The following is a 12676-nucleotide window of genomic DNA, read 5'->3' as shown; positions in this document are numbered from 1 at the left end:
GGGCCGGGCCTCAGCTTGTTGGCGGCCCGGCCTCAGCTGGTCGGTGGCAGCTCGAACAGCAGGCAGGACGAGGTGGCGTGGGCGGCCAGCCGGCCGGCGGCGTCGGTCAGCTTCGCCTCGGCGTACGCGGTGCGCCGCCCGCGCTGCACGACGGTGCCCTCGCAGCGCAGCGTGCCCGAGGCGAGCGTCACCGGGCGCAGGAACTTCACGTTCAGGTCGATCGAGGTGTAGCTCGTCCCGGCCGGCAGCACCGAGTGCACCGCGCAGCCGGCGGCGGTGTCCAGCAGCGTCGAGATGATGCCACCGTGGACCGTGCCCAAGGCGTTGTAGTGGAACTCCTGCGGCGTCAGCGCGATGCCCACCCGGCCGTGCTCGGGTTCCAGCCCTTCGAGGCCCAGCATCACCATGACCGGCGGGGCGGGGATCTCGCCGGAGGCCATCGCCCGCAGTTGGCCCAGCCCGTCGAGGCCGTTCAACGCGGCCAGCCGCACCTCCGCCGGGTCGGTCCAGGAGAAGGTACGGCTGCGCTGCGCGGCGTCCGGCTCCGGCTGCGCGTCCGGCTGCGACGGCCGCTCGGTCTGTGTCATGGACGCAGCCTGGCAGCCGGTTGCTAGGTCTGTCAACGAGACCTAGCCTGGGCGGGGTGAGACCTACCGCACTCGACTGGTCCATCGACAACTGCACCATCGCCCGCACCATGGACATCCTCGGCGAGCGGTGGACCGTCGTCGTGCTCCGCGAGGTCTTCAACGGCGTACGGCGCTTCGACCAGATGCGCGAACGCACCGGCGTACCCCGCCAGGTGCTGACCAACCGGCTCACCATGCTGGTCGATCAGGGCCTGCTGCGTCGGCACCCCTACCAGGAACCGGGGGAGCGGCACCGCTACGAGTACCGGCTCACCGACAAAGGCCTCGACCTGTGGCCGGTGCTGATCGCCCTGCTGCAATGGGGCGACCGGTACTGCGCCGACCCGGACGGCTCGGCGCTGACCGTCGCCCACCGCGACTGCGGCGCCGACGTCGGCGTGACCATGCGTTGCGCCGCCGGCCACGACCTGGCCGGCCCGCGTGACGCCCTGCCCCGCCCCGGACCCGGTGCCCGTCTCCGCGTCAGCTGAGCAGACCGTGGTGCAGCGCGCGCAGCACCGCCCGGGTGCGGTCGCGGGTGCCCAACTTCGCCAGGACGGCCGACACGTGGTTCTTGACCGTGCCCTCGGCGAGAAACAGCGCCTCGGCGATCTGCCGGTTGGTGTAGCCGGTGGCGATCAGCCGCAGCACCTCACGTTCCCGTTCGGTCAGCTCCTGGATCGGTGGGGCGTCGCGGTCCACGGCGGCCGGCACGTCACCGGCGCCGACCGCCCGCAGCAGCCGGTCGGTGATCGCCGGCTGGATCAGCGTCCCCCCGGCGGCGAGGGTACGGACCGCGCCGACCAGCTGGTCGAGCGTCACGTCCTTGAGCAGGTAGCCGCGCGCCCCGGCCCGCAACGCCCGCAGCACCAGCTCGTCGTCGTCGAACGTGGTCAACACCAGCACGGGTACGTCGATCCCGCGTTCCCGTAACGTCCGCAGCGCCCAGATCCCGTCCCAGCCCGGCATCCGCAGATCGAGCAGGACCACGTCCGGCCGGTGCCGCTCGACCGCCGCGACGGCCGACTGCCCGTCGTCGGCCTCGGCGACCACGACGACGTCGTCGGCCAGCTCCAGCAGGCTGCGGATGCCCTGCCGGACCAGGGTCTGGTCGTCGACGACACAAACGCTGATCACCCGGCCGCCGGTCATGTGGCTACCGGTCATGCGGCTGGCACCTCGGCCTGGATCCGGAAGCCGCGCCCGCCATCCAACGACACCTGGCCGCCGAGTGCCTCGACCCGCTCGCGGATCCCGCACAACCCGTTGCCGGGCCGTACCTGGCCGCCGGCTCCCCGGCCGTCATCCCAGGCGGTGAGTCGGATCGTCCCGTCGTCGTCGCTGATCTCGACCCACAGATTGGCCGCGTCGGCGTGCCGGATGGTGTTGGTGACCACCTCCTGCACGCAGCGGACCAGCGCGGTGACCCGCGCCTCGTCGACGGCGATCCCGTCGGCGACCCGCAGGTGCACGGCGGGTTCCGGCAGCTCCGCGACGATCCGTTCCAGGGCGTCGCGCAGATCCGGGGCGTGCCGACGCAGCTCGCCCACGGCGTCCCGCACGTCGGCCAGCAGATCCCGGGCGACCCGGCGGGCCCGCAGGACATGGTCCCGCGCCGGTGGGGCACTGCGGTGCGCGGCGACCTCCAGCTCCAACGACAGGACCGTCAACTGGTGGCCGATCAGGTCGTGCAACTCCCGGGCGATCCGCAGCCGCTCGTCCGACCGGGTCGCCTGCGCGAGCAGCGCGGTCGCCGCCCGCAGCTCGGTGTGCGCCTCGGCGAGTTCGCGCCGGGTCGCCAACTCCCGCAGGTACGTCCGCACCGACAGCACCACCCCCACCTGCAGCAGGGCGTACAGCAGCGCGTTCAGCAACCCTTGGGCGACCGCACCCGAGCTGAGGTACGCGGCCACGGCGGCCACGACGGTGTTGAGCCCGACCACGGCGGCGGTCACCGGCCACCGGTTGAGGTAGGTGCTGACCGCCGCGCCGAACACCAGCAGGATCTGCGTCCAGCCGAACGCTGGCGCCATCAGCACCAACGCCACCCCGAGGGCGACCAGCGCGCCGAACACCAGCACGGTGCCGACGTCGCGGACCCGGTCCACCAGCAGCGTGCAGACGACCAACGCCACGACGAATCCGGCGAAACACACCCACCACAGCCAGACCGGGACGAGAAACGCGCCGGCGGCCGGTCCGCGACCCAGCACCACCACCGGTACGCCGACCGCGAGGCAGGTCAGCACGCCGACCACCCCGGACCACGGTCGGGGATCCAGACGGCTCACCCTCGTCATGCTAGGCGGCCCGGCCGGCGTACCGCCCCTGCCGGAAGTCACCCCCACCGGCCGTGACCACCGGCAGATCCGCCGGCCGGCCCGACCGGCATAGCGTGCGGACATCGCACCAGAGGAGGTAGGTCGATGCCGGCGATCCTCGTCGAGGACATCCACAAGCGGTACGGGTCGACCGTCGCCGTGGACGCGGTGAGCTTCACCGTCGAACCGGGGGAGATCCTCGGCGTCCTGGGGCTCAACGGGGCCGGCAAGACCACCGTCGTGGAGACGATCGCCGGGCTGCGCCGACCCGACCGGGGCCGGGTGCGGGTGCTCGGCCTCGACCCGTGGCGGGACCGGGCCCGGCTGCGCCAGGTGCTCGGCGTACAGCTGCAGTCCGCCGCGCTGCACGCGGCGCTGACCGTCCGGGAACTGGTCCGGCTGTACCGCAGCTTCTACGCCGACGGTGCCGACCCCGACCAGCTGATCGACCTGCTGGGTCTCACCGGCCGCCGCGACACCCGGTTCGAGAAGCTCTCCGGTGGCCAGCAGCAGCGGCTGTCGATCGCCCTGGCCCTGGTCGGCAACCCCCGGGTGGCGCTGCTCGACGAGCTGTCCACCGGGCTGGACCCACAGGCCCGTCGACGCATCTGGGCGGTGGTCGAACAGTTGCGCGACGACGGGGTGACGGTGCTGCTGGTCAGCCACCTGACGGAGGAGGTGGAGCGGCTCTGCGACCGGGTCGCGCTGATCGACCGGGGCCGGCTGATCGCCCTCGACAGCCCGGCCGGACTGATCGCGCGAGCCCGGCGCATCGCCGCCGACACGGGGACGGCAGCACCGTACACCACCCTTGACGACGCTTTTCTCGCCCTGACCGGCCAGCCGTTCGGCACTCATCGGCTGCCGCCCGACCTGCGTACCGGACGCGACGCCGAGGAGGAGCCGTGGTGACCGCACCCGACATCATCGTCCGCCGGCCCGGACCGCGCGCCTGGGCCGCGCTGGTCGCCGCCGAATGCCGGATGGTGGCCCGCGACACCGCCGGCCTGGTCGTCCCGATCGGGCTGCCGCTGCTGATCCTGGTGATGAACGCGGTCAGCGCGCAGGGCGGTCAGCCGCTGCCCGGCGGCCGCACCGTGCTCGACGTCTACGTGCTACCGCTGGTGTTCACCGTCATCATCGCCACCATCGGGGTGGTGAACATGCCGAGCTTCCTGGCCTACTACCGGCGGACCGGGGTGCTGCGCCGCCTGGCGGTGACCCCCGCCCACCCGGCGATGGTCCTCGCCGCGCAGGTCGTCACGAGTCTGCTGCAGACCATCGTCGGGGTCGGGCTGGCACTCGGCGTCGCGGTCGTCGCATTCGGGGTGCGGGCGCACGAGCACCCCGGCCGTACGGTGGCCGTCGTCGCCCTCGCCGCGGCGGCCATGTACGCCGTCGGGATGCTGGTGGCGGCGGTCGCGCCCAGCGGCAACGCCTCGGTGGCGATCGGCCTGACGGCCTTCTTCGCGATGGCGGCGACCGGCGGCCTGTTCGGGCCGACGCAGAACCTGCCCGACCCGGTGGCCACCGTCGGCGAAGCACTGCCGTTCGGGGCGGCCGTGCAGGCGGTCGGCGCGGCCTGGTCGGGCGAGCCGCCGCAGGCCCGGCACCTGATCGCCTTGGCCGTCGCCACCGTGGTCGGCGCGCTGGTCGCCGCCCGCTTCTTCCGCTGGCAGTGACGCCGCTGCGAGCCGTTGAACGCTCGCCACCGGAGCGGGCGGCCAGTCAGCCGCCCGAGCCGGCCGCTGCGGCGTGCCGCTGGTGGTAGGCGCGGACCTGGTCCTCCACCTCGGCGCGCAGCGCCAGGAACTCGGGCAGCCGTTTGACCGCCAGCTCCCGGGGCGCTCCGTCGCGGTCCGGCGGCAGCTCCACCGGCAGGTCGGCAGCGACCCGACCCGGGTCGCTGGCCAGCACCACCACCCGCTGACCGAGGAAGACCGCCTCCTCGACGTCATGGGTCACCATCACCACCGTGGTGCCGGTGTCGGCCCACACCCGGCGGACGAACAGCTGCATGTCCTCCTTGGTCTGCACGTCCAGGGCGCCGAACGGCTCGTCGAGCAGTAGCACCCGTGGCTCGCAGGCCAGTGCCCGGGCGATCGCCACCCGTTGGCGCTGCCCGCCGGACAGCTGCTTCGGCAGCGCGTGCCGTAGCCCGGTCAGCCCGGTCTCGGCCAGATACCAGGCAACCCGCCGGGCCCGTTCGGCCCGACTGATCGGCAGCAGCTCCAACCCGAACGCGACGTTGCGTTCCACCGTCCGCCACGGGTACACGGCACCGCTCTGCAGCACCAGCCCCCGGTCCGGTCCCGGCCCGGTGACCGGCGCGCCGTCGAGTAGCACGCTGCCCCGGCTCGGCGTGGCCAGCCCGGCGATCAGCGACAACAGGGTCGACTTGCCCGACCCGGAAGCGCCGACCAGACAGACGAACTCGCCTCGGCGTACCGCCAGATCCACGCCGTCGAGCGCGCGCAGTGACCCGCCGGCGGCGGCCCGGAAGTCCTTGCCGACGCCGTCGAGCCGCACCAGCGGCGCGTCGGCTGATGTTGCGGCGTCGGCGGCTGATGTTGCGGCGTCGCCGTCGGTCGCGGTCACGACGCCCACCTCCCGACCCGGTCGCGCGTCGTCCGCAACGCCAGGTCGATTGCCACGCCGATCAGGGCGATCACGATCAGTACGGCGAAGATGTTGTCGAGCTGGTTGAACCGCTGCGAGCGGACGATCCGGTAGCCCAGCCCGGACTGGGCGTTGATCAGCTCGGCGACCACCACGAAGTTCCACGCCGCCGCCGCGTTCACCCGGATCGCGTCGATCATGCCGGGCAGCGAGTGCGGCACGATCACCTTGCGCAGCACCTCGAGCCGGCGGGCACCGAGGGTGTACGACACGTCGATCAACCCGGCCGGCACGGTCCGGACCACGTTGGCGGTCATCAGCGTGTTGAAGAAGACCGTCGCGATGAAGATCAACGCCACCTTGGACGGCTCACCCAACCCCAACCAGATGATCAGCAACGGGATGAACGCGCTGGCCGGCAGGTAGCGCAGCAGGCCGATCATCGGTTCCAACGCCGCCCGACCGGCCTGGAAGCTGCCCATCAGCAGACCCAGCGGCACCGACACCGCCACCGCCAGGCCGAAACCGCGCAACACCCGGCCGACGGTCGCGGCGGTGTCGGTCCACAACTGACCCGTACGGGCCATCTCCACCCCGGCCGCCACCGACTCCAACGGCGACGGCAGGAAGTCCGGCCGCCCGTCGACCAGCATGCTGCCGACCTGCCAGGCGGCCAACGGCACCACGATCGAGGCGACCGTCAACGTCCACCGCCCGGCCGCCGGGATCGGCGTACGGATGGCCAGCAGGGCCGGCACCCGGCGGGCCGGCCGCCGCCGGGGCAGCGGCCCCCACGACGCCCGGTCCCCACCGCTGGTCGCGGCCGGGCCGGTGTCGTCCGGGCCGCCGTTCGCGGTCGCCTGGGCCGGGGCGACGGTCACGGCGACACCGCCGCCACGAACTGCCCGTCGAGCAGCCCGTCCAGCGGCGGTGCCTCGTCCACCAGACCGGTCTCCACCAGGAACTCGGCGATCGAGCGGGCCTGGAAGTCCAGGTTGGCCGGGGTGTCGCCCGACTCGAACGCCGCCTGGTTGTCGGCCAGGTCGAAGATCGTCGTCCCGGCGTCGTACGTGCGGTAGTCCTCGACGCTGACCCCGGCCTGCGCCGCCATGATCTCCACCGCCTCGTCCGGGTTGGCGGCGATCCAGTCCAGGGTGTCGAACCAGGTGTCCACCACCGCCTGCACCTGCTCCGGATGCGCGGCCACGAACTCCGAGTCGAACACGAGATGGTCCGGGATCGCGCCGGGGAAGTCCGCCGAGGTGGCGATCGCCGTGCTGCCCTCGCGGCCCAGCGCGGTCGTGGTGAACGGGGCGAAGGCCCCGACCGCGTCGACCTGCCCGGCCAGGAACGCGGCGGCGGCCGCGTCGGTCAGCAGCGGGCTGATCTCGACGTCGTCGGCGCTCAGCCCGGCCTCGGCCAACGCCAACAACAGCAGGTAGTGGTCGACCGTACCCTCCTCGATCGCGATCCGTTTGCCGGCCAGGTCGGCCACCGAGTCGATCCCGGGCGCGGCGATGATCTGGTCGTTGCCGGTCGAGTTGTCGTTGACCAGCACCACGGTCTGCGTCGCGCCACCGCTGACCGACGACAGCGTGTCGTTGAGGGTCTGACTGTTGGCGTCCAGGTTGCCGGTGGCCAGCGCCGTCAAGCTGTCGGTGTAGCTGTCGAAGTAGGTCAGCTCGACGTCGACCCCGTTCTCCTCGAACAGCCCCTGCTCCTGCGCGACCTGCCAGGGGAACCAGCCGGGCCAGGCGCTGAACCCCAACCGTACGGTGGTCGAGCCGTCGCCGTCGGGCTCGCTGTCGCCGCAGCCGGCGGCGGTGACCAGCAGCGTCGCCGCGCAGGCGGCCGCGACCAGGCGGCGGGTGGGGGAGCGGCGGGAAGATCCGGCGGTACGTCGCATCTATGTCCTCCTGCGGAGCGGGATTTGCGGTGAGGCGTTTCAGGGGTTCAGCGGCGCGGCAGGTGCCCGGCGCGGACCAGGCAGCCGAGGGTGTCGCAGATGACCCGGGTGGCGATCAACGAGGTGATGTCGGCGTTGTCGTACGGCGGCGAGCACTCCACCACCTCGATGCCCGCCAAGGGCTTCTCGGCGATCAACTGGATGAACTTGAGGACTTCGCGGGGCAGGAAGCCACCCGGTTCGGGCCAGCCGGTGCCGGGCACGAACGCGGCGTCCAGACAGTCCACGTCAAATGACAACCAGACCGCCTCGGCACCGTCCCAGGCCACTTCGAGGGCCTTTTCGGCGGCGGCCTCGATGCCCATCTCGACGCAGTCGGTGACCGTCATGATCGTGGTGCCGCGTTCCCGGCCGACCTTGACTCCGGGGCGCGGTGCCTGCCAGCCGCCGATGCCGATCTGCACCAGGTTCTTCGGCGGCACGTTCGGAATGTCGGTGGCGTGGAACCACGGGGTGGTGTGCATCCGCTCGTCGAGGTCGGTCTCCTGGGTGTCGACGTGCCGGTCGAAGTGGATGATGCCCAGGTTGCCGTCGAGGTGTTCGGCGACCCCGCGCACCGTCGGGTAGCCGATCGAGTGGTCCCCACCGAGCACCACCGGGAACGCCCCGGAAGCGTAGACGTGGCTGACCGCCTTGGAGATCTGGTCGAAGGTCTTCTCGATGTTCGCCGGGATGGTGAACACGTCCCCGAGATCGGCGATCGTGATCGACTCCCGCAGGTCGACGCCGAGTTCGAACGAGTACGGCCCGTACAGCGCGGAGATCTTGCGGATGCCCTGCGGCCCGAACCGGGTCCCCGAGCGGTACGTCGTGCCGCCGTCGAACGGCGCGCCGAGCACCGCCACGTCGTACTCGCCGCAGCGGCGCACGTCCTCGACGTACGGCGCCTTCAGGAAGGTGTTGATCCCGGCGAAGTGTGGCAGTTCGCCACGGGAGAACGTCGGGATCCGCTTGTCGACGATCGAGTCGGCACCGGGCAGGCCGTACTCCAGGCCCCGGGCGATCTCCTCTTCCCACTTGGTGGTGGGCAGTTCGGCTTCGCGGGCGACCGCGTACGCCGCCTCCGGGCCGTAGTTGCCGTGCAGCTCGGGCTGGTCGCTGGGCTGCTGGTCGCGGTGCTGGTGATTGTGGTGATGATGGTGGTGGTGGAAGCCCACGGGCACCTCCGAATGAGGGCCTGGCTGAGGCACAGCCAGACATTCGGCTGCCTCCCGGGCTTTTGTCCCGCCGTGGAACGCCGCGCCCGCTCATGTCGGCGGGTCCGACGCCTGCACCTCTCGGACCAGTCCCGCCGTCGGCTGCCCGTCTCCGGCTGTCCGTCTACGGCTGCCCGGCGGCGGCGGAACCCTAGGTGCGCCTCACCGTTGGTGAGTCACCACGGAGTAGACGCCGCTGTGGTTTCGATCACTTTGCTGCCCTGTTGCCTTTCCATGTCAGCTGCTCACCGCCCGTACCGGCTGGTCTGCTCGTCGGCCGAGACGCTCGTCGACGGCGCGGCCGGTTCGGTCGTCGACGGCGCGGCCGGCGAGGTCGGACCAGACCCGTTCGTACGCGGTGACGTGCGCCGGCCGGTCGAGGTACATCGTCCCGGTCACGGTGGTCAGCCGGACCAGCCCGGTCCCGGCGTGGTCGAGTTGCGCTCGCGTCGTGGCGGCGTCGCCGGCGGCGGTACGCCGCAGCGCGCCCTCGTTGACGATCACCTGTACGGCGGGCGGGTGCGGATGGGTCAGCAGGTGCCGATGCCGCGCCGCCAACTGGTCGAGACGGGCCGCGATCTCGTCGTCGCTGCGTAATCCCGCCGGTCGCCGCAGCACCGCCTCGGCGTACTCGGGGGCCTGCAGCAGATCGGGGATCGCCTCCTGGGCGTAGTGACGGACGACCGTGGCGGACTGTTCGAAGACCGGGTACGGGTCGGCGGCGACCGGTAGCCCGTCGGTCTGGTCGTGCCACCAGCGGCCCTCACTGGAGCGCCCCGTCTCGGCCGCGAGGGCGAGAATCCGCTCCCGGGTGCGGTCGTCGGCCCGGTAGAGCTGACACATCGCCGTCACGTCCGCTTCGTTCCAGCGGGTCCGCTCGTCGCCGGCCTCGATCCGCCAGATGGTGCTGCTGCCGCGCCCGAGTCTGTTGGCGGCGGCGTCCTGGGAGAGTCCGGCCTGGTTCCGCAGCACGGTCAGCCACCGCCCCAACTGCCGTCGCAGCAACGCCGTCCCACCGGCCCGCCGGCCGTGTTCCCTGCCCGTCATACCCGATAGCGTGAAGCATTTGTTGCCCAAAGGCAATGCCCTATGGCAACTCCCTAGCGTCGAGCCAATGGATCTGGTCGGAACCTCGGAGCTGCGCGCGATGCTGGGCACGCCGGACAAGCCGGTGAGCAAGCAGCGCGCATACGTGGTGAGCCGGTCCAAGGGCTTCCCCGATCCGGTCGCCCGGCTGGTGCAAGGGCCGGTCTGGCTTCGGGCCGACGTGGAGCGGTGGATCCGGGAGAACCGGCCGCCCAGGGCGGTCTGACCCGGTCCTCGGCTGGCGTTACCTGTCTGAATCCTCACTCGTCCACCCTGATGCCAGGGCTGGGGACCTGTATTGCTTCCGCGCGTGATCCCCTTGGGGGATCACGATCCCCGTACGGGATCACGCCAGAACAGACATTGCCTCCGGGGCGTACCGGTCGATGTTCTCGCTAGTCGTCATCTCATATATAGAGAAATCTCTCTCAGATGACGAGATGGGTGCTTTATCGTCGGGGCATGTCAGCCGTATACACGCACGGTCATCACGAGTCGGTGCTGCGCTCCCACCGGTGGCGTACCGCCGACAACTCGGCGGCGTACCTGCTGCCGCACCTGCGTTCCGGACAGACGTTGCTCGACATCGGCGCCGGACCCGGCACCATCACCATGGACCTCGCCGCGCTCGTCGCCCCCGGCCGCGTCACCGCCACCGAGGTCACCGACGACGCCCTGTCGCTGTCCCGTGCCGAGGCGCGAGCCCGTGGCGTCACCACCGTCGACTTCACCACCGCCGACGTCCACGATCTGCCGTTCCCCGACGACGCGTTCGACGTGGTCCACGCACACCAGGTCCTGCAGCACGTCGGCGACCCGGTCCGCGCGCTCGCCGAGATGCGCCGGGTCTGTACACCCGGCGGTGTCGTCGCGGCCCGCGACAGTGACTACGACCGGTTCGCCTGGCACCCCGCCGTCCCCGAGCTCGACGAATGGCTCGCGCTCTACCGGGCGACCGCCCGCGCCAACGGCGGCGAACCGGACGCCGGACGCCGGCTGCTCTCTTGGGCGCGGGCCGCCGGATTCAGCGACATCACCCCGGGAGCGTCCGTCTGGTGTTACGCCACCGATGAGGATCGCCGCTGGTGGGGGACCATGTGGGCGGACCGGATCGTCGCGTCCGAGATGGCCCGCCAGGTCCTCGCCGCCGGCACCGCCACCGCCGCCGACCTGGAACGTCTCTCCGCCGGCTGGCGTCGTTGGGCGGACGCGCCCGACGGCTGGTTCGCCATCCTGCACGGCGAAATCCTCTGCCGCGTCTGACCGTCGGGTCTGACGCCCGTGCCCGACGACGTCGTCCGGCACACCGGTCACCGTCCGGCGCCGCCTGCTGGGGTGACGAGGCGGCGTACGGCGGTGGCGACGCTGGCGCGGCGTACGGCGGTCGAGGCGGGCTCCGGGTCGTCGATGGCCTGGGCGATGGCCAGGATGACGGCGAGCAGTTCGGCCGGTGCGAGGGTGTCGTCGACGGTGCCGGCGGCTTGGGCCTCGGCCAGCGCGGTCAGCTTGCGCCGCGTCGCGCCGTGGTCCTGCTCCATCCGGGCTAGCTCGCCCGGGCGTTCGAGGGTGTGCCAGCGCAGCAGCCGGAGCAGGTCGGGGTGCTGGATGCCGAAGTCGAACATCGCGGTGGCGTAGCCGGGCAGGTCGTCGGCGTCGAAGGGCACCGCCTCGATGAAGTGCTCCAGGTGGGTGGCGAGTGTGGCGTCGAAGAGTCGTTCCTTGCTGCCGAAGTACGCATAGATGAGCTGCTTGTTGGCGCCCGCCCGCTCGGCCACCCGATCGACCCGGGCACCGGCCAGCCCGTACGCGGCGAACTCGACGGTGGCGGCGTCGAGAATGCGCTGCTTGGTGGCGGTGGAGTCGCGGGCCATGCCGGCCAGCCTACGCCGATCCAACTAGTTGGTTGACAACGGGACGGCTCGGGGCCGATTATCTAACTAACCAGTTGGATACTCCTCTCGGGAGAGATCATGAGCGATAAGGTCGCCATCGTCACCGGCGCCTCCGCCGGCATCGGCGAAGCCACCGCCCGCAAGCTGCGCGCCATGGGCTACCAGGTCTACGCCGTCGCCCGCCGGACGGAGCGGATCGCGCTGTTGGCCGAGGTCGGCATTCGGCCCGTGCGGGTCGACATCACCGACGACGCCGCACTGGTCGACCTCGTGAAGCAGGTCCTGGCGGAATCCGGACGGGTGGACGTGCTGGTCAACAACGCCGGCTACGGCTCCTTCGGCGCGGTCGAGGATGTGCCCCTGGACGAGGCTCGCCGGCAGTTCGACGTGAACGTGTTCGGCCTGGCCCGGCTGACCCAGCTGGTCCTGCCCCAGATGCGCCGGCAGGGCAGCGGTCGCATCGTCAACATCTCGTCCATGGGCGGGAAGATCCACGAGCCGCTCGGCGGCTGGTACCACGCCACCAAATTCGCCGTCGAAGGGCTCAGCGACTCGATGCGGATGGAACTCGCTCCACTCGGCATCGACGTGATCGTCATCCAGCCGGGCGCGATCGCCACCGAATGGACCGGCATCGCCGGCCGGCACCTGCTCGCCACCTCCGGTCAGGGCGCGTACGCCGACCAAGCCGCCATCAGCGCGGCTTTTCTCTCCATCGAGGACGGCCCGGCGTCGCCGCCCTCGGTGGTGGCCGACGCGGTCGCCAAGGCGGTACGCGCCCGCCGGCCCCGGACCCGCTACGCCGTCGGCAACGGTGCCAAGCCGATCCTGGCCGTACGACGGATTCTGCCCGATCGCGGCTTCGACTGGTTCATGCGGACCATGCTGCGGACCCTTGCCCGGTTCGCCGCCCGGCGGGGCACACCTCAGCGGCGTCTCGCGCGCGACGGCGCCTGATCGCGCAATC

At 71.5% G+C, this 12676-nt stretch carries 15 protein-coding genes; 6 read left to right on the top strand and 9 right to left on the bottom strand.

What is annotated here, in order from left to right:
* Window positions 1–32: 32 nt before the first annotated feature.
* Window positions 33–587, bottom strand: coding sequence for a PaaI family thioesterase (locus O7632_RS20920; protein ID WP_278116641.1), 555 nt, complete (start codon window positions 585–587; stop codon window positions 33–35).
* A 56-nt stretch (window positions 588–643) separates the two neighbouring features.
* On the opposite strand from O7632_RS20920, the gene O7632_RS20915 reads away from it, so the two are divergent.
* Window positions 644–1120 (top strand): helix-turn-helix domain-containing protein, encoded by a 477-nt coding sequence (locus O7632_RS20915; RefSeq protein WP_278116640.1) that lies wholly within the window; start codon window positions 644–646, stop codon window positions 1118–1120.
* On the opposite strand, the gene O7632_RS20910 is transcribed toward O7632_RS20915, so the two are convergent.
* Entirely contained in the window at window positions 1113–1766 is a 654-nt protein-coding gene (locus O7632_RS20910; protein WP_278120248.1) for a response regulator transcription factor, read from the bottom strand. The two genes, O7632_RS20915 and O7632_RS20910, sit on opposite strands and share 8 nt — an antisense overlap.
* 26 nt (window positions 1767–1792) lie before the next feature.
* Complete coding sequence (locus tag O7632_RS20905) at window positions 1793–2920, bottom strand: histidine kinase (RefSeq protein WP_278116639.1); 1128 nt, start codon at window positions 2918–2920, stop codon at window positions 1793–1795.
* A 135-nt stretch (window positions 2921–3055) separates the two neighbouring features.
* Between O7632_RS20905 and O7632_RS20900 the strand changes: the two genes are divergently transcribed.
* Complete coding sequence (locus O7632_RS20900) at window positions 3056–3862, top strand: ABC transporter ATP-binding protein (protein WP_278116638.1); 807 nt, start codon at window positions 3056–3058, stop codon at window positions 3860–3862.
* Window positions 3859–4632: an ABC transporter permease gene (locus O7632_RS20895; protein WP_278116637.1), complete on the top strand. Its 774-nt coding sequence runs from the start codon at window positions 3859–3861 to the stop codon at window positions 4630–4632. The genes O7632_RS20900 and O7632_RS20895 overlap by 4 nt, the downstream gene beginning before the upstream one ends.
* A 46-nt stretch (window positions 4633–4678) precedes the next feature.
* Here the strand turns inward: O7632_RS20895 and O7632_RS20890 are convergent, their stop codons facing one another.
* From O7632_RS20890 to O7632_RS20870, 5 genes are all read right to left on the bottom strand, one after another.
* On the bottom strand, window positions 4679–5548 hold the full coding sequence (locus O7632_RS20890) for an ABC transporter ATP-binding protein (protein ID WP_278116636.1): 870 nt from the start codon (window positions 5546–5548) through the stop codon (window positions 4679–4681).
* Entirely contained in the window at window positions 5545–6450 is a 906-nt protein-coding gene (locus tag O7632_RS20885; protein WP_278116635.1) for an ABC transporter permease, read from the bottom strand. Before O7632_RS20885 ends, O7632_RS20890 begins: the two co-directional genes overlap by 4 nt.
* Window positions 6447–7475 (bottom strand): ABC transporter substrate-binding protein, encoded by a 1029-nt coding sequence (locus O7632_RS20880; protein ID WP_278116634.1) that lies wholly within the window; start codon window positions 7473–7475, stop codon window positions 6447–6449. The genes O7632_RS20885 and O7632_RS20880 overlap by 4 nt, the downstream gene beginning before the upstream one ends.
* Window positions 7476–7522: 47 nt before the next feature.
* The gene (locus tag O7632_RS20875) at window positions 7523–8698 is read right to left on the bottom strand and encodes an agmatinase family protein (protein WP_278116633.1); all 1176 of its coding nucleotides are present in this window, start codon (window positions 8696–8698) and stop codon (window positions 7523–7525) included.
* Between the two features lie 270 nt (window positions 8699–8968).
* Complete coding sequence (locus O7632_RS20870; protein ID WP_278116632.1) at window positions 8969–9778, bottom strand: Scr1 family TA system antitoxin-like transcriptional regulator; 810 nt, start codon at window positions 9776–9778, stop codon at window positions 8969–8971.
* 67 nt (window positions 9779–9845) lie between these two features.
* Between O7632_RS20870 and O7632_RS20865 the strand changes: the two genes are divergently transcribed.
* Together O7632_RS20865 and O7632_RS20860 are read left to right on the top strand one after the other, a co-directional pair.
* On the top strand, window positions 9846–10043 hold the full coding sequence (locus tag O7632_RS20865; RefSeq protein WP_278116631.1) for a hypothetical protein: 198 nt from the start codon (window positions 9846–9848) through the stop codon (window positions 10041–10043).
* 236 nt (window positions 10044–10279) lie between these two features.
* The gene (locus tag O7632_RS20860) at window positions 10280–11080 is read left to right on the top strand and encodes a methyltransferase domain-containing protein (RefSeq protein ID WP_278116630.1); all 801 of its coding nucleotides are present in this window, start codon (window positions 10280–10282) and stop codon (window positions 11078–11080) included.
* A 47-nt stretch (window positions 11081–11127) separates the two neighbouring features.
* Here O7632_RS20860 and O7632_RS20855 read toward each other — a convergent pair whose 3' ends face one another.
* Entirely contained in the window at window positions 11128–11688 is a 561-nt protein-coding gene (locus O7632_RS20855) for a TetR family transcriptional regulator (protein ID WP_278116629.1), read from the bottom strand.
* 99 nt (window positions 11689–11787) lie between these two features.
* Between O7632_RS20855 and O7632_RS20850 the strand changes: the two genes are divergently transcribed.
* Entirely contained in the window at window positions 11788–12666 is an 879-nt protein-coding gene (locus O7632_RS20850; RefSeq protein ID WP_278116628.1) for an oxidoreductase, read from the top strand.
* Window positions 12667–12676: the final 10 nt, after the last annotated feature.

The sequence above is a fragment of the Solwaraspora sp. WMMD406 genome, assembly GCF_029626025.1.
Lineage (GTDB): Bacteria > Actinomycetota > Actinomycetes > Mycobacteriales > Micromonosporaceae > Micromonospora_E.
This window is presented reverse-complemented; position numbering and strand designations above follow the sequence as displayed.